Origin of the sequence: Brachybacterium sp. 107, assembly GCF_052379725.1 — a bacterium.
In the GTDB taxonomy this organism is placed as follows: Bacteria; Actinomycetota; Actinomycetes; order Actinomycetales; family Dermabacteraceae; genus Brachybacterium.
The window spans coordinates 63,885-81,051 of record NZ_JBQSYW010000018.1; the positions used below are offsets into that span (position 1 = coordinate 63,885).

Genomic DNA, 17,167 nt, shown 5'->3' on the forward strand with positions numbered 1-17,167 from the left:
GTGCGCTCTGCCGGATGCGGACCCTTCGCGGTGCCGTCCTCGCCGACGGCGATGGCCGTCACGTCGGCGAAGGACTCCGGGCTCCCGCGTGCTAATCTCACCGGGTCACTTCGGCGAGGGAGCGGGCATGAGCCCCTCCGTGATCGACGCGGTGCGGAGACCAGGAGTTGCTCCTGTGCCCCGTGGCGTCGCTCATCGTCGAGCAACCGCATCCACGAGGAGCACCACCATGGCTGAGAACCTGAATGTCGAACTGCGCGAGGACTTCGGCAAGGGCGCTGCCCGCCGCCTGCGCGTCGACGGCCGTATTCCCGCCGTCCTGTACGGCCACGGCGAGGCCCCGCTGCACCTGTCCCTCCCGGGCCACGAGACCGCGCTGATCGCCCGTAACCCCAACGCCCTGCTCGAGCTGAAGCTCGCCGACGGCACCCAGCACCTCGCCCTCATCAAGGAGATCCAGCGCCACCCGCTGAAGCGCTCCCTGAACCACCTCGACCTGATCACGGTCCGCAAGGGCGAGAAGGTCGAGGTCGAGATCCCCGTGATCCTCCACGGCGAGCCCGTCGCGCCGGCCGACGCCTTCGTCGACCTGCAGCACCTCACCCTCCTGGTCGACGCGCTGAACGTCCCCGAGCAGGTCGACGTCGACGTCGAGGGTTCCGAGGACGGCTTCCAGGTCTTCGCCGGCGACGTGACCCTGCCCCAGGGCACCGAGCTGGTCACCGACGCCGAGATCCTCGTCGCCAGCGTGGCGCTGCCCCGCGTGCAGGAGGAGTCCGAGGATGAGGAGTCCACCGAGACCGCCGAGGCCGAAGAGGGCTCTGCCGACGAGGAGTGACCCTCCCGAGCGGATGTCGGGGGACAGGGCGGCGTCCAGCCTCCCCGCACCCGGTCGGTCCGCTCGTTTCCTCACATGCGCCACCCCGGGGCGTCGCGCACTGCGCGGCGCCCCGGTACGGTGTCCGAGGCCGGGAAGAGCGCGCGGTGGATCGCGCCGGCCGCCACCAGGCCGCCCCGGGAGCAGGATCCCGGAACGGCGTCGACGCTGCAGCGAGGAGCAGTCCATGACCGTGAGCGAACGTCGACCCGGACCGTACCTGGTCGTGGGTCTCGGCAACCCCGGCTCGAAGTACGCCGCGACCCGGCACAACATCGGGCATATGGTGCTCGATCACATCGCCGCCGCGGCCGGGGGCCGTTTCACCGCAGCCCGCCGTGCCCAGGCTGTCGTGCTCGAGGGCCGCCTCGGCATCCCCGGAGCCGACGAGCGCGTCATCCTCGCCAAGACCACCACCTACATGAACGTCTCCGGGGGCCCCGTGAAGGCGCTGGCCTCCTACTACGACATCCCCCCGGAGCGGATCGTCGCGGTCCATGACGAAGTGGACATCCCCTTCGACACCGTCCGGCTCAAGCTCGGCGGCGGCGAGGGCGGCCACAACGGGCTGCGCGACATCACCAAGGCCCTGGGCACCAAGGACTACCTCCGTGTGCGAGCGGGCGTCGGCCGGCCCTCGGGCGGCCGGGACACGGCCGACCATGTGCTCGCGCCGTTCACCTCCACCGAGCGCAAGTCCCTCGAGCTGCTGATCTCCGATGCCGCCGACGCCGTGGAGGCCGTGGTCCTCGAGGGCCTCACCGCGGCCCAGCAGCGCTTCCACTCCCGAGAGGCACGATGACCACGAACAGCACGACCACGAACAGCACGACCACGAACCGTCCCGCGCTCGGTCCGACCCGTGCCCCGTTGCGCCCGCTGCTGGACCAGCTGGCGGCCGGGCGTGATCTCACCGCGGTGCGCTCCTTCGTGCAGGAGGGCTCGGAGAGCGGCGAGGGCGGGAGCATCGTCGCCGCGACCGGGCTGTTCCCCTTCGTCGTCGCCGATCTCGCCCGTGAGGCGAGCGCCGAGCGCCCGCTGGTCGTGGTCACCCCCACCACGCGCGCCCTCGAGGACGTGCGCTCCGCGCTGTCCGCGCTGATCGGCACGGACCACGTCGCCGAGCTCCCCGCCTGGGAGACGCTCCCGCATGAGCGGCTGTCCCCGCGGGCCGACACCGTCGCGAAGCGGCTGGCGACGCTGCGGCGTCTCGCGCACCCCGAGTCCGAGGACCCGGTCCACGTGCTCCTGCTTCCGGTCCGTTCGCTGCTGCAGCCCATCGCGACGGGACTCGGGGACCTCACACCGGTGCGCGCCGCCGTCGGGGACACCTATCCGCTGGACGACCTCGTGCGCGACCTCGTCGACGCGGCCTATGCCCGGGTCGACATGGTCGAGAAGCGCGGCGACTTCGCCGTGCGCGGAGGCATCCTCGACGTCTTCCCGCCCACCGAGCCGCATCCGCTGCGCGTGGACCTGTTCGGCGACGAGATCGACGACGTGCGCTACTTCTCCGTCGCCGATCAGCGCTCGCTGGATCCGGCCCCTCGTGGGCTCGACGCCCCGCCCTGCCGGGAGATCCTCCTGACCCCGGAGGTGCGCGAACGCGCGCGCACCCGGGCCGAGGAGCTGCCCGGCGTGCGGGACCTGCTGCTGCGCATCGCCGACGGCATCGCCGCCGACGGGATGGAATCCCTCAGCCCGGTCCTCGTGGACGGGATGGAGCAGGTCGCCGACGTCCTCCCGGAGAACGCCCGCCTGCTGATCCTGGATCCCGAGCGGACCCGTGCCCGCGCGGAGGAGCTCGTCGCCACGACCGACGAGTTCCTGGCCGCGGCCTGGTCCAGCGCGGCCGCCGGAGGGGGCCTTCCCATCGACGTCGGGGCTGCGAGCTTCGTCCCGCTGGGGGAGGCCAAGGGACATGCCCGGGAGGGCGGCCGGCCCTGGTTCACCCTGGCGTCCTTCGGCCTGGACGCCGATGTCGACCTCACGCGCGGTGCGCACACCCACCCGGGCTACTCCGGGAAGCCGGGCGACGCGGCGAAGGACCTCGAGCAGCGCCGCCAGGACGGCTGGAGCGTCGTGGCGACGATGGTCGGCCCCGGCGGCGCCCGTCACGTCAGCGAGAACCTCCGCGCCGAGGGCATGCCGGCGGTCTTCTCGCCGGACCTCGAGGGGCCCGTGGATCCCGGCCAGGCCGTGGTCACCGTCGGACCGTTCCCCGAGGGCCTCGTGGTCGAGGACCTCAGGCTGATCCTCGCCTCGGAGCGCGATCTCACCGGGAAGTCCGGCGCACGGCGGGGCGAGGAGCGCAAGATGCCCTCGCGCCGACGCAATGTCGTCGACCCGCTGCAGCTGCGCCCCGGCGACCACGTCGTCCACGCCCACCACGGCGTGGGCCGCTTCATGGAGATGACCAGCCGCGCCGTCGGCGTCGGTGCCAAGCGCACCACCCGCGAGTATCTCGTCATCGAGTACGCGGCCTCCAAGAAGGGCCAGCCCGGCGACCGGCTGTACGTGCCCAGCGACCAGCTGGACCAGGTCACCAAGTACGTCGGGGGCGAGGATCCCAGCGTCAACCGCATGGGCGGCTCGGACTGGGCCAAGACGAAGTCCCGGGCGCGCAAGGCGATCCGCGAGATCGCCGACGAGCTGGTGCGGCTCTACTCAGCGCGGCAGTCCGCCCCCGGCCATGCGTTCGCTCAGGACACGCCCTGGCAGCGTGAGCTCGAGGACGCGTTCGAGTTCGTGGAGACCCCGGACCAGCTCGTGACCATCGACGACGTGAAGTCCGACATGGAGAAGACCGTCCCGATGGATCGCCTGATCCTCGGCGACGTCGGCTACGGGAAGACGGAGATCGCGGTGCGCGCCGCCTTCAAGGCGGTCCAGGACGGCAAGCAGGTCGCCGTGCTCGCGCCGACGACTCTGCTCGCCCAGCAGCACCTGGACACCTTCACCGAGCGGTACACCGGTTTCCCGGTCACGGTGCGCGGGCTCTCCCGGTTCCAGAACCCCGCGGACTCGAAGGCCACCATCGAGGGCGTCGCCGACGGCAGCGTCGACATCGTGATCGGCACCCACCGCCTGCTCACCGGGCAGGTGCGGTTCAAGGACCTGGGACTGCTGATCGTCGATGAGGAGCAGCGCTTCGGCGTCGAGCACAAGGAGACGCTCAAGGCGCTGCGCACCGACGTGGACGTGCTGGCGATGTCCGCCACCCCCATCCCGCGCACCCTGGAGATGGCGGTGACGGGGATCCGCGAGATGTCGATCCTCGCGACCCCGCCGGAGGAGCGCCACCCGGTGCTCACCTACGTCGGCGCCCAGGAGGACAAGCAGATCACTGCCGCCATCCGGCGTGAGCTGCTGCGTGAGGGGCAGGTGTTCTACATCCACAACCGGGTCGAGGACATCGACCGGGTCGCCGCGCACCTGCGCGAGCTCGTCCCCGACGCCCGGGTGCAGGTCGCGCACGGCAAGATGAACGAGGCCCAGCTCGAACGGGTCATCGTGGACTTCTGGGAGCGCGATTTCGACGTGCTGGTGTGCACCACCATCGTCGAGACCGGCCTGGACATCGCCAACGCGAACACCCTGATCGTGGAGAACGCCGACAAGTTCGGGCTCTCCCAGCTGCATCAGCTGCGCGGTCGTGTGGGCCGTTCGAGCGAGCGCGCCTATGCCTATTTCCTCTACAACGCCACCAAGCCGCTCACCGAGCTCGCCCACGATCGGCTCACCACGCTGGCCACGAACACCGATCTCGGCGCCGGTATGAAGGTCGCGATGAAGGACCTCGAGATCCGCGGTGCGGGCAACCTGCTGGGCGGCGAGCAGTCCGGCCACATCGCCGGGGTCGGCTTCGATCTCTACGTGCGCATGGTGGGGGAGGCCGTCTCGGCGTTCCGCGGCGAGTCCACGGCCCCCGAGAAGGAGATCCGCGTCGAGCTCCCGCTGGATGCGCATGTCCCGCACGACTACATCGGCTCCGAGCGTCTCCGCCTGGAGGCCTACTCGAAGCTGTCGGCCGTGCGCGAGGTCGCCGAGATCGACCAGATCCGCTCCGAGCTCACGGACCGCTACGGCGCGCCGCCGCAGCCGGTCGAGGTGCTGCTGGACGTGGCGCGGTTCCGGATCGATGCCCGAGCCGCCGGCATCGACGAGGTGCAGGCGCAGGGCAAGATGATCCGCTTCGCGCACCTCGAGGTGCCGGACTCCGCAGCGATGCGCATGAAGCGCCTCTACCCGGGCACGCTGCTCAAGCCCACCACGCGCCAGGTGCTCGTGCCGCGACCGATGACCTCGCGCTTCGGGGGCACCGAGCTGCGTGACCACGAGCTGCTGGACTGGGCCCGCGAGGTGCTGCGCACCCTGGTCCCGGCGGCGGCGGAGTCCATGACCTCGCCCACCATCCAGGGATCGGCGAAGTAACCTCGCACCTGTGAACTCTTCGCAGCCGCCCGCACGGTCCCCGCGACCGTCCGCCTCCGGGCAGCCGCCCGCACGGTCCCCGCAGGAGGCCCCGCCCTCGCGGCGCACCGAGCCGCCCCACGGCGAGGTCGCTGCGCGCGGCAGCGCCGTGCTCCGGGCGGTCGAGGTGATGGAGGCGCTCCGCGCGGCCGACGGGGACGCCTGGTCCCATCAGCAGACCCACGCGTCGCTGGCCAGGTACCTCCTGGAGGAGACCTACGAGGTTCTCGAGGTGATCGACGATCCGCAGGCCCATGGGCCCGGCGCCCTGCGCGACGAGCTCGGGGACCTGCTCTTCCAGATCCTGTTCCACGCCCGGGTCGGGCAGGAGGCGGACCCGGCCTGGGACGTCGACGACGTGGCGCGGTCCTTCATCGCCAAGATGGAGCGCCGGAACCCGCACATCTTCGGCGACCGACGGGACGAGGCGCTCGAGGACCCGGAGGACGTGGAGCAGATCATCGCCCAGTGGCACGCCGTGAAGGCGGCCGAGCGTCGGGCGGAAGGAGCCGGCGACGCCCCCGCGGCGGCGGCCTGGTTCGACGGCATCCCGGAGCGCCTGCCCGTGCTCCAGACCGCCGCGAAGGTCGTGCACCGCACCCGCTCCGACGGTCGGCTCGAGGAGCTGCTCGCCGCCGCCGACGAGGCGGCCGCCGCGCCCGACGCCCAGCAGTGGGGAGGCGCCACCGCACGCGCGATGCTGGACCTGGCGGTGCGTGCCGAGTCCGAGGACATCGACCCCGAATCCGCCCTGCGCACCCTGCTCGCCCGGACGCGCTCGGCAGTCGTCACGGCAGGCGACTCCGCACCGTCCGAGGACGGCCCACAGGTCCCCCACGGGGAGCCATCGGACGGCACCCTGTCGAGCCAGGACGGCCGGACGGCCTAGACTGGCCTGTGGACGGTCAGCGCCGACCGGCCGTGACCGCTCTTCTCCTGATGGAAGGAACAGCCCATGGCAGCTCTGATCGATGCCGTTCACGCCCGCGAGATCCTCGATTCCCGAGGCAACCCCACCGTCGAGGTGGAGATCCTCCTCGACGACGGGATCGTCGCCCGCGCCGCAGTCCCCTCCGGTGCCTCCACCGGTGCCTTCGAGGCCGTCGAGCGCCGCGATGGCGACAAGGCCCGCTATCTCGGCAAGGGTGTCGAGGAGGCCGTCTCCGCGGTCATCACCGACATCCAGCCCAAGATCCTGGGCATGGACGTCCAGGAGCAGCGCGCGATCGACCAGGTCATGCTCGATCTCGACGGCACCACCAACAAGGGCGCCCTCGGCGCGAACGCCATCCTCGGCGTCTCGCTGGCCGTGGCCCGCGCCGCCGCGGATTCCGCCGGTGTGCCGCTCTACCAGTACGTCGGCGGGCCCAACGCCCACATCCTGCCGGTCCCGATGATGAACATCCTCAACGGCGGGTCCCACGCGGACTCCAACGTCGACATCCAGGAGTTCATGATCGCGCCGATCGGTGCGGAGACCTTCGGCGAGGCCATGCGCGTCGGCGCCGAGGTCTACCACGCGCTGAAGTCTGTGCTCAAGGAGCGCGGCCTGGCCACCGGTCTCGGCGACGAGGGCGGCTTCGCGCCGAACCTCGACTCGAACCGTGCGGCCCTCGACTTGATCGTCGAGGCCATCGGCAGGGCGGGCTTCGAGGCCGGCAAGGACGTGGCCCTGGCCCTGGACGTCGCCGCCTCCGAGTTCTTCGAGGACGGCTCGTACCTCTTCGAGGGCGAGAAGAAGACCTCCGCCCAGCTGATCGACTACTACGCCGATCTCGTCGACTCCTACCCGCTGGTCTCCATCGAGGACCCGCTGGACGAGGACGACTGGGAGGGCTGGAAGGCCATGACCGAGCGTGTCGGGGCCAAGACCCAGCTCGTCGGCGACGACCTGTTCGTCACCAACCCCGAGCGCCTCGGCCGCGGGATCACCGAGGGCTCCGCTAACGCGCTGCTGGTCAAGGTGAACCAGATCGGCTCGCTGTCGGAGACCCTCGACGCCGTGGACCTCGCGCACCGTGCGGGGTTCAAGGCCATGATGTCGCACCGCTCCGGTGAGACCGAGGACACCACCATCGCGGACCTCGCCGTGGCCACCAACTGCGGGCAGATCAAGTCGGGCGCCCCGGCCCGAGGCGAGCGCGTTGCGAAGTACAACCAGCTGCTGCGCATCGAGGAGGAGCTGGGGGATGCGGCACGTTACGCCGGCGCCGCAGCATTTCCTCGGTTCACGCGTTTCACTGCCTGAGTCCTCAGCATGAGGTTGTAACCTCTGGTCATGAGCAACAGACGACCGGGCGCCCCGCGATCAGCGAGGCGCCCGGTCGCTGCATCCGGGGGTCGTCGGCCCGGTGCGCGGCCGGCCGCGCGACCGTCGTCCACCCCGTCGCGGGGGACGGCCAAGAGCGCCTCGTCCTCGCGCAACCGCGGCCCGGCGGCGGCATCACGTCCTCGCAGCACCGCCCCGCGCGGTCCCCAGGAGGACGGCCCCGGCGTGACCATCACCCGGCGCACCCTGGCGCTCGTCGCCCTCGTGGTGATCGCGCTGGCGGCCCTCGTGCCGACGGTCAACTCCTATGTCGCCCAGCGTCAGCAGCTCTCCGAGATCCAGGCCCAGGTGAACTCGCAGGAGACCGACGTGGAGAAGCTCCGCGAGCAGGTCGCCCGCTGGGAGGACCCGGCCTATGTCTCCGCCCGGGCCCGAGAGCGACTGCTCTTCGCGATGCCGGGGGAGACCCAGTACCGGCTCACGGACACCTCCGGTCGGGACGTCCCCCTCACCGAGGCGGAGCTGGCCGCGGAGCAGGCGCAGGAGGGCGAATGGTTCTCCACGCTCTGGAAGAGCGTCGAGGGAGCGAGCCGCCTGACCCCCGAGGACATCCCCGACGAGACCGGCTCGACCGACGAGGACGTCTCCGACGAAACACCCGCCGACGACACCGACGATCAGGATCCCCCGCAGTGAGCGCACTCCCACCCTTTCCCTTCGAGACCCCGACCACGCCCGACGATCTCGAGGTGATGCGGGAGCAGCTCGGGCGCGACATGCGCGGCGTGGTGTCCATCGCCCGGCGCTGCAGCTGTGGGCGCCCGGCCGTGGTGCGCACCGCCCCGAGGCTCGAGGACGGAACCCCGTTCCCCACCTCCCTCTACCTCACCCTCCCGTGGCTCACCCTGGACATCTCCCGCATCGAGGCGACCGGCACGATGGCCGACCTCACCCGGCGGCTGGAGACCGATGACGAGCTCGCCGCCGGCTACCGTCGAGCCCACGAGCGGTACCTCGCCCGTCGCGAGGAGCTCGGGGACGCCGAGGAGGTCCGCCACGTCAGCGCCGGCGGCATGCCCACGCGGGTGAAGTGCCTCCATGCCCTGGCAGGTCAGGCCCTCGCCGAGGGGGAGGGCATCAACCCCGTCGCCGACGAGGTCCTCGCGACCATCGACGGCGTGCTGCCCGAGCTCGTGTGCCGATGCGAGCAGGTCGACGCCGCCCCGGAGGACGACGCATGAGCGCCCCCGTCGCCGCGATCGACTGCGGCACCAACTCCATCCGACTTCTGATCGCGCGCCGGGTCGGGGACGGTACCCGGCCCACGGACCTCGAGCGCCGGCTCGAGATGGTGCGTCTGGGCCTCGGCGTCGACCGCACGGGGCGCTTCGATCCGGTCGCGATCGAGCGCACGCTGGAGGCGGCGCGTCAGTTCCGTGAGCTCATCGAGCGGCACGACGTGGCTCCCGAGGCGGTGCGCTTCGTCGCGACCTCGGCGACCAGGGACGCGTCGAACCGGGATGAGTTCATCGACGGGATCCGCGAGATCCTCGGGGTGACCCCTGAGGTGATCACGGGCGAGGAGGAGGCGGCACTCTCCTTCCGAGGCGCGGTCAGCACCGTCACCGGACTCCCCGAGGGCCCTCGTCTCGTGGTGGACATCGGAGGGGGCTCCACCGAGCTGGTGCTCGGGACCACCACTCCGACGCACCGCATCAGCATGGACATCGGGTCGGTACGGCTGACCGAGCGCCACCTCGCCACGGATCCCCCCACTGCGGAGCAGATCGCTGCCGCGAGCGCGGACATCGACGCGCTGCTGGACGAGGCCGAGTCCGCGGTGCCGCTGGACCGCGCACGATCGCTGGTCGGCGTGGCCGGGACCGTGACCACCGTCACGGCGGTCGCGCAAGGGCTCCAGGAGTATCAACCCGACGTCACGCACGGGGCGAGGTTGGCGATCGACGACGTCCAGGCTGTCTGCCTCGACCTGCTCTCGCAGACCCGACAGCAGCGGTCCGCGCACCGGATCATCCATCCGGGGCGCATCGATGTGATCGGTGCAGGGGCTCTGATCTGGTCTCGGATCATGGAACGGGTCTCCACCGCGTCCGGGATCACCGAGACCAGGACCAGCGAACATGACATCCTCGACGGCCTCGCCCTGGACCTGCTGGACCGCACGGACTGACCGCCGGGCCCGACGGACGTGGGCCCCGGCGGTCGACGGGCGACGGCCGACGCGAGCACGCCGTGACGTCCACGACCTGAATCGTTTTGTGTGAAGTGCTCCGCGGTTCTAGGCTAGGGGTCATGAACACCACTTTCGGCGGCAAGCCCCATGTCCTGATCCTCGGCGGCGGTTCCGTCGGCCTGACCACTGCGAGCGATCTGCGCAAGACGCTCGGCTCCGAGGTCGCGATCACGGTCGTGGACCCGCGCCCCTATATGACCTACGCACCCTTCCTCCCCGAGGTCGGCGCCGGCAGCATCGATCCCCGCAACGTCCTCGCGCCCCTGCGCAAGATCCTCCCGGGGAGCAAGGTCGTCACCGGCTCCGTCACGCAGATCCGCAGCTCGGAGAACACCGTCGTGGTGAACACCGAGGAGGACGTGCAGCTCGAGATCTCCTACGACTACCTGGTCGTCGGCCTCGGCGCCGTTCCCCGTCTCCTGCCCATCCCGGGCCTCGCCGAGAACGCCATCGGCTTCAAGCAGGTCGAGGAGGCAGTGGCCGTGCGCGACCGCATCCTCGCCAACCTCGCCGAGGCGGCGTCCACCAAGGACCCGAAGATCCGCAAGCGTCTGCTCACCTTCACCTTCATCGGCGGCGGCTTCGCCGGCGGCGAGGCGGTCAGCGAGACCGAGGACATGGTCCGCGACGCCCTGCGCTACTACCCCGACCTGCACGCCTCGGACATCCGCTTCGTGCTCATCGACGCGGCGCCCTTCGTGTTCCCCGAGCTCACCGAGGACCAGCGCGCCTACGTGCTGAACCAGCTGCGCGAGCGCGGCGTCGAGGTCAAGCTCGAGACCTTCCTGAACTCGGCCGAGGACGGCCTCATCAAGACCAGCGACGGCGACGAGTTCGAGACCGGCCTGCTGGTCTGGAACGCCGGTGTGAAGCCGGCCCCGGTCCTGTCCGACACGGACATCTCTGATCTGCCCGTCATCACCGAGCGCGGCCCCATGATGGGCAAGCTCGAGGCTCTGGCCGACCTCCGTGTCAACGGCGCCGACGGCCCGCTGGAGAACGTCTTCGCCGCCGGCGACTGCGCCGCCGTGCCGGACCTCGCCTCCGGTGAGGGCAAGTTCTGCCCGCCCAACGCTCAGCACGCCGTGCGTCAGGGCAAGCGCGTGGCGGACAACATCGCGCGCTCCGTGCAGGGGCGCCCGCTGGTGGACTACTACCACAAGAACCTCGGCGTCATGGCGACCCTGGGCATGTACAAGGGCGTCGGCCGCCTCAACGTGGCCGACAAGGAGCTCGACATCCGCGGGCTCCCGGCCTGGGCCATGGCCCGCGCCTACCACGTCTACGCCATGCCGACCCTGGGCCGGAAGGCAGCGGTCATCGCCGGATGGGCGACGAACCTGATCTCCCGCCGGGACATCATCGGCATCCCGCAGTCCTCGACGCCGCGCGCAGCGTTCGAGTACGCCGCGAACTCCGGCAAGAAGAAGTGATCCGGCCGGGATCGGGCGCCTGAGCGCCCGCATCCCGCGGCTCCGGAGCCACGGAGGCACCGTCACGCTCGGCGTGACGGTGCCTCCGTGCATGCAGGGACTGCTCACATCGGCGGGACGGAGCATGTCCCGGGAGGAAGCCCGAGTATGCTCGTTCCCGGTAATAGACGAGCACATACGGTCAGCAGGGTGTCGGGGACAGGGCGCGCGCGACCGGAAGGGAAGTACCCCATGGAGATCCATATCGTCACCGACGCCGCCGAGGGCGCTCGCGTCGTCGCCGACGTCTTCGAGCAGACCATCCGAGACGCCGACGACTCCGGCCCCGTCCTCGGTCTGGCCACCGGGTCCTCTCCCGTCCCGGCGTACACGGAGCTGATCCGGCGCCATCGCGAGGAGGGCCTCTCCTTCGCCACCGCGCGCGCCTTCCTGCTCGACGAGTACGTGGGCCTGCCGGCGGGCCACGAGCAGAGCTACCATCGTTTCATCCGTGAGAACTTCACGTCGCACATCGACATCGATGACGCCGCGGTGGTCTCGCCCGCCGGCGACGCCGCCGACCCGGCCGCGGAGGCCGCCTCCTATGACGCGCGGATCTCCGCGGCAGGGGGAGTGGATCTCCAGATCCTCGGCATCGGGTCCAACGGACACATCGCCTTCAACGAGCCCGGCAGCTCGCTCGGCTCGCGCACGCGTGTGGTGGGGCTGGCACAGAGCACGATCGCCGACAACTCCCGCTATTTCGACGATGCGGCGGACGTCCCGGTCCGGGCGCTCAGCCAGGGACTGGGGACCATCCGCGATGCGCGCAGGATCGTTCTGACCGCCTCGGGGGAGCACAAGGCGGAAGCGGTCGCGCATCTCGCCGAGGGCGCGATCAGCGCGCGGTGGCCGGCCTCCAGCCTCCAGCTGCACCCCGACGTGGTCGTCGTGGTCGACGAGGCGGCCGCCTCGCAGCTGGAGCTCGCCGACTACTACCGCTACGCTCGCCGCCTCGAGGCGGAGAACCCGGTCGCACGTCACAGCTGAGGATCCGGAACAGGGGCGGATGCGTCGGCGGGAGCCGGATACGATCGCTCCCATGATGCAGGCCGACCCCTCCTCGCCCCCCTCCTCACCTCCTTCGTCCCCGCCGTCCTCGGGTGCTGTCGCAGCGCCTCGCAGCGGTTTCGACCGGTTCTTCCGGATCTCCGAGCGAGGGTCGACCCTCTCCCGTGAGCTCCGCGGAGGGCTCGTCACCTTCTTCTCGATGTGCTACATCGTGGTGCTGAACCCGCTGATCATCGGGACCGTCCCGGACTCGACCGGGCAGTTCCTCGGTGGCGGCGCAGAGCCCAACCTCCCGGCGGTGGCTGCCGGCACCGCGCTGATCGCCGGGCTCCTGAGCATCTTCATGGGGGCGTGGGCCAAGTTCCCGCTCGCCCTGGCGACCGGGCTCGGGCTCAACGCCTACATCGCCTATTCGGTGGTGCCGCTGCCGGGTATGACCTGGGGCGGGGCGATGGGCCTCGTGGTGCTCGAGGGCGTGGTCATCCTCGTCCTCGTCCTCACGGGCTTCCGCCGGGCGGTGTTCATGGCTGTTCCGCCCTTCCTGAAGACCGCCATCGGCGTGGGGATCGGCCTGTTCATCGCCTTCCTCGGCCTGTTCAACGCCAAGTTCGTGACCACCGCCTCCGGGACCCCCGTGCAGCTGGGCAACGACGGGTCGCTCACCGGCTGGCCCACCTTCGTGTTCGTCGCGGGCCTCCTGCTCATGTTCGTGCTGTGGGTGCGCAAGGTGCCCGGCGCGATCCTCATCGCGATCGTCAGCGCCACCGTCCTCTCGATAGTCCTCGAGCGGTTCCTCCACCTCGGCGCCTTCAGCGCGGGCGATGACACGAATCCCGGCAATCCCGGTGGGTGGGCGATGAACGTGCCCGCCATCAGCGAGTTCCCGATCCAGGCCCCGGACTTCGCGACCCTGTTCACGGTCGACCCCATCGGAGGCATCACCGCAGCGGGCGGGATCGGTGCGATCGTCATCGTCTTCTCCCTGCTGCTGGCGGACTTCTTCGACACCATGGGCACCATGGTCGCCGTCGCCTCGGAGGCCGGGCTGGTCGATGAGGAGGGCGACATGCCCCACTCCCAGCGCATCCTCGTCGTGGACTCCGTCGCCGCGATCGCCGGCGGTGTCGGCGGCGTCTCGTCGAACACGAGCTTCGTCGAGTCCACGTCGGGCGTGGCCGAAGGCGCTCGTACGGGGGTGGCCTCGATCGTCGTCGGCGTCGCGTTCCTGCTGACCACCTTCCTCGCGCCGCTGGTCGCCCTCGTGCCCTACGAGGCCGCGACCCCGGCGCTGGTGATGGTCGGCTTCCTGATGATGACGCAGGTGACGGACATCGACTTCAGCGATGTCGAGGTCGCCCTTCCGGCCTTCCTCACGATCATCCTCATGCCGTTCGCCTACTCGATCACCGTGGGCATGGGCGCCGGCTTCCTGATGTACGTCCTGATCCGGCTCGTGCGGGGGAAGGCCCGAGAGGTGCACTGGCTCATGTATGTGATCGCCGCGCTCTTCGTCGTGTACTTCCTGCGCGGTGCGATCGAAGGCCTGCTGCTGTGACGACGGGGGAGCCGCAGGCAGGGGACGAGCACGTCGCACAGGACGACGTCTCCGAGCTGGCGGCCGAGCTGCGTCGCGTGCTGCTGGTCTCTTCCCGCATCCTGCGCTCCCGCACCGCGTCGGACGAGGTCTCCGCGTCCCAGTTCTCGGTGCTCGCGTTCCTGGATCGATCCGGTGAGTCGACCCCGGGGTCGCTCGCGGAGTTCGAGCATGTGAGCCCTCCGGTGATGACCCGGATCCTGGGTCGGCTCGAGGACGCGGGCCTCGTCGTGCGCTCGACGCACCCGGGCGACGGCCGCCAGGTGCTGGTCACGCTCACCGAGCTCGGTGTGCAGGTGGTGCTCCAGGGCAGGGCCGAGCGCGACGGCTGGCTCCGCACCCGGATCGAGGCAGCCGACCCCCAGGAGCGGGAGACTCTCCGTGCCGCGACCGAGCTGCTGCGCCGCACCCTCATCGATCCACCCCGCTGACCGCGGCTGCGTGACCTCACTGACCAGGACTCCGTCACCACGTTGGCCAGGACCCCGTCACCACGTTGGCCAGGACCCCGTCACCACGTTGACCACGACTGTGTGACCACGCAGAAGTTCGACCACGTAGACGTTCTGACCACGCAGAAGTTCGACCACGTAGACGTTCTGACCACGCAGTAGTGCCGGACGCGCAGTAGTGCCGAACGCGCAGATCGTGCGGCCGATCGGCACCGATGGCCGGGCAGCGCAGGTGAGACGGAGCACGTCGTACGGATCCGCGTGGGGGTCAGGCGCTGTGGTCGAGCACGTGGTCGAGCACAGCGAGCAGAGCCGACACGTCAGCTTCTTCCACTGCGGGGAAGGTCGCGATGCGCAGCTGGTTGCGGCCGAGCTTGCGGTAGGGCTCGATGTCGACGATCCCGTGCGCACGGAGCACGGAGGTCACGGCCGTGGCATCGATCGAGTCGTCGACGTCCAGAGTGGTCACCACCTGGGACCGAGCCTCGGGCTCGGTGACGAACGGCGTGATCTCCTCACGCCCTGCGGCCCAGGCCTGCACCATGCCGCTGGTGGTCCGGGTCCTGGCATCAGCCCAGGCGAGGCCGCCCTGGGCGAGCATCCACTCGATCTGCTCGGCCATGAGCACCAAGGTCGCCACCGCCGGGGTGTTCAGCGTTTGATCCTTGCGGGAGTTGTCGATCGCACTGGTCAGAGAGAGGAACGACGGGATCCATCGGTGCGTGTCTGCTGCGAGGCGCTCGGCCCGTTCGATCGCCGCGGGGGAGAGGATGCTCAGCCACAGCGCGCCGTCCGAGGCGAAGGCCTTCTGCGGCGCGAAGTAGTAGGCGTCGGTCTCCGTGATGTCGATCATCGCGCCACCGGCCGCGGAGGTGGCATCCACGAGCACGAGCTGATCAGCGCGCGCCCCGGCGGGCCGACGCACGGGGACCATGACTCCAGTGGAGGTCTCGTTATGGGGCCAGGCGTAGGCGTCGACGTCCTCCCGAGCTGCCGGCATCGGGCACGCACCGGGATCCGCCAGGATGACCTCCGGCTCACCCAGATGCGGAGCACCGGCGACCTCGCTCGCGAACTTCTGAGAGAACTCGCCGAGCACCAGATGCTGTGAGCGGTGCTCGATCAGTCCGAAGGCGGCGACGTCCCAGAATGCGGTCGACCCGCCGTTGCCGAGTACGACCTCGTAGTCCTCGGGCAGGGAGAACAGCTCACGCAGGCCGGAACGGATCCGTCCGACGTACTGCTTCACCGGAGCCTGGCGATGAGAAGTGCCCATGACCGTGCGGGACACAGAGCTCAGAGCCTCCATCTGCGCGTCGCGGATGCGGGAGGGACCGGAGCCGAAGCGACCATCCGCGGGAAGCAGACCCTGGGGGATCGACAGACCGCGGATCGTGTCGGCACGGACGGTACGGGCATCGGACATTGGTAACTCCTCGTGATGCGGGGGCAGTGCCACCGGCGGGTCGGGCAGCACGCCCTCCTATCCTGCCAGGGGCGCGACCCGTACCTCGCAGCGGTCCGTGCCGAGCGGCCCGGCATGGGAAGATCGGGGTATGAGCCGTGCCGATCTCAAGAAGCAGCCGTATGACGTCGCAGGGATGTTCGACAGCATCGCCAAGCGCTATGACCTGATGAACGACGTTGCCGCCCTGGGGCAGGTCAGGATGTGGCGGGAGGCGATGGTCGAATCGCTCGGCGTCGAGCCTGGCAGCACCGTTCTCGATCTCGCCGCGGGCACCGGAACCTCCTCGACGGCGATCGCACACGCAGGTGCCCAGGTCCTCGCGGCGGACTTCTCCTTGGGGATGATGACCGAGGGACGTCGACGCGGAGCCCCGGTCCCGTTCGTCGGCGCCGACGCTCAGCACCTCCCCTTCACCGATGACTCCTTCGACGCCGCAGTCATCTCCTTCGGTCTGCGCAATGTCCATGAGCCGAAGCTCGCCCTCGCCGAGATGGCCAGGGTCGTGAAGCCCGGCGGGCGAGTGGTCGTGTGCGAGTTCTCGACGCCGAGCTCCCGAGTCTTCCGGACGGTGTACGAGAAGTACCTGCTGCGTGCGCTGCCGGCTGTCGCCCGACGCGTCGCCACGAGCGCGGACGCTTATGACTACCTCGCGGAGTCCATCCTCGAGTGGCCGGATCAGACGTCTCTGCGCGCGTGGTTCGTCGAGGCCGGGCTGGAGAAGGCCCAGTTCCGCAACCTCAGCGGGGGGATCGTGGCGCTGCACCGAGGGGTCGTGCCTCACATCTGAGGCGGCCCGTCGCGGGGCCCCAGGCCTCTCGCACCTCGAAGTACGACTTCTGCATGATCGGATAGTGCGGTGTTCAGGCCCATGACCTGCAGTGATGTTCAATCAGCACCGGGTGTGGCGCAGGACACCGCCAAGAGGGTCGTTCTGGCTTGACGGTCCCCGGGGATCTGCGTAATGTTCTTCCTCGTGCCCAGCAGAACGGGAACGAGGGTCGGCCGAGAGGTTGAACCGAGAAAACCGTACTGAGCAGGCATGCAGGTCCCTCTGAAAGTCAGGGAGGCGCGGATCACACCGCACCGAGTTGACATGGAGAGCCGCACCTCGTAAGTTATAGAGGTTGCCCCGGAGCGAAAGAGCCGAAAGGCTTGGACGGCCGAGTGCGCGTGTTGTTTGATATCTCAATAGCGTGTTTATTTGTTGGTGCCATTATTTTGATGGCAAATTATTACGGATGATACAGCAGTTATATGCTGGTTGTTTGTTTTTTTGTCAGGATTTTTCTATGCATTT

At 69.7% G+C, this 17,167-nt stretch carries 14 protein-coding genes; 13 read left to right on the forward strand and 1 reads right to left on the reverse strand.

What is annotated here, in order from left to right:
* Window positions 1–229: 229 nt before the first annotated feature.
* The 12 genes from ACT3UL_RS15990 to ACT3UL_RS16045 all read left to right on the forward strand — a co-directional run bounded on the left by ACT3UL_RS15990 (window position 230) and on the right by ACT3UL_RS16045 (window position 14,381).
* Window positions 230–838, forward strand: coding sequence for a 50S ribosomal protein L25/general stress protein Ctc (locus tag ACT3UL_RS15990; RefSeq protein ID WP_444579364.1), 609 nt, complete (start codon window positions 230–232; stop codon window positions 836–838).
* Between the two features lie 226 nt (window positions 839–1,064).
* Window positions 1,065–1,679, forward strand: a complete 615-nt coding sequence (gene pth, locus ACT3UL_RS15995; RefSeq protein ID WP_444579366.1) for an aminoacyl-tRNA hydrolase — start codon at window positions 1,065–1,067, stop codon at window positions 1,677–1,679.
* Window positions 1,676–5,311 (forward strand): transcription-repair coupling factor, encoded by a 3,636-nt coding sequence (gene mfd / locus ACT3UL_RS16000; RefSeq protein ID WP_444579367.1) that lies wholly within the window; start codon window positions 1,676–1,678, stop codon window positions 5,309–5,311. The genes pth and mfd overlap by 4 nt, the downstream gene beginning before the upstream one ends.
* 10 nt (window positions 5,312–5,321) lie before the next feature.
* Window positions 5,322–6,239, forward strand: a complete 918-nt coding sequence (locus tag ACT3UL_RS16005) for a MazG nucleotide pyrophosphohydrolase domain-containing protein (protein WP_444579369.1) — start codon at window positions 5,322–5,324, stop codon at window positions 6,237–6,239.
* A gap of 66 nt (window positions 6,240–6,305) precedes the next feature.
* Window positions 6,306–7,598: a phosphopyruvate hydratase gene (gene eno / locus ACT3UL_RS16010; protein ID WP_444579370.1), complete on the forward strand. Its 1,293-nt coding sequence runs from the start codon at window positions 6,306–6,308 to the stop codon at window positions 7,596–7,598.
* Window positions 7,599–7,844: 246 nt separating this feature from the next.
* A complete protein-coding gene (locus ACT3UL_RS16015; RefSeq protein WP_444579372.1) occupies window positions 7,845–8,315 on the forward strand; it encodes an FtsB family cell division protein in 471 nt (156 codons plus the stop codon).
* Window positions 8,312–8,860 (forward strand): DUF501 domain-containing protein, encoded by a 549-nt coding sequence (locus ACT3UL_RS16020; protein WP_444579374.1) that lies wholly within the window; start codon window positions 8,312–8,314, stop codon window positions 8,858–8,860. Before ACT3UL_RS16015 ends, ACT3UL_RS16020 begins: the two co-directional genes overlap by 4 nt.
* Entirely contained in the window at window positions 8,857–9,810 is a 954-nt protein-coding gene (locus ACT3UL_RS16025) for a Ppx/GppA phosphatase family protein (RefSeq protein WP_444579376.1), read from the forward strand. Before ACT3UL_RS16020 ends, ACT3UL_RS16025 begins: the two co-directional genes overlap by 4 nt.
* A gap of 122 nt (window positions 9,811–9,932) precedes the next feature.
* Window positions 9,933–11,306 (forward strand): NAD(P)/FAD-dependent oxidoreductase, encoded by a 1,374-nt coding sequence (locus ACT3UL_RS16030; protein WP_444579377.1) that lies wholly within the window; start codon window positions 9,933–9,935, stop codon window positions 11,304–11,306.
* A gap of 231 nt (window positions 11,307–11,537) precedes the next feature.
* Window positions 11,538–12,335, forward strand: a complete 798-nt coding sequence (nagB, locus tag ACT3UL_RS16035) for a glucosamine-6-phosphate deaminase (RefSeq protein WP_444579378.1) — start codon at window positions 11,538–11,540, stop codon at window positions 12,333–12,335.
* A 52-nt stretch (window positions 12,336–12,387) separates the two neighbouring features.
* Entirely contained in the window at window positions 12,388–13,911 is a 1,524-nt protein-coding gene (locus tag ACT3UL_RS16040) for an NCS2 family permease (RefSeq protein WP_444579380.1), read from the forward strand.
* Entirely contained in the window at window positions 13,908–14,381 is a 474-nt protein-coding gene (locus ACT3UL_RS16045) for a MarR family winged helix-turn-helix transcriptional regulator (RefSeq protein WP_444579382.1), read from the forward strand. The genes ACT3UL_RS16040 and ACT3UL_RS16045 overlap by 4 nt, the downstream gene beginning before the upstream one ends.
* 289 nt (window positions 14,382–14,670) lie before the next feature.
* On the opposite strand, the gene serC is transcribed toward ACT3UL_RS16045, so the two are convergent.
* Window positions 14,671–15,828: a phosphoserine transaminase gene (gene serC / locus ACT3UL_RS16050; protein WP_444579384.1), complete on the reverse strand. Its 1,158-nt coding sequence runs from the start codon at window positions 15,826–15,828 to the stop codon at window positions 14,671–14,673.
* 130 nt (window positions 15,829–15,958) lie between these two features.
* On the opposite strand from serC, the gene ACT3UL_RS16055 reads away from it, so the two are divergent.
* Complete coding sequence (locus tag ACT3UL_RS16055) at window positions 15,959–16,657, forward strand: demethylmenaquinone methyltransferase (RefSeq protein ID WP_444579386.1); 699 nt, start codon at window positions 15,959–15,961, stop codon at window positions 16,655–16,657.
* Window positions 16,658–17,167 lie beyond the last annotated feature (510 nt).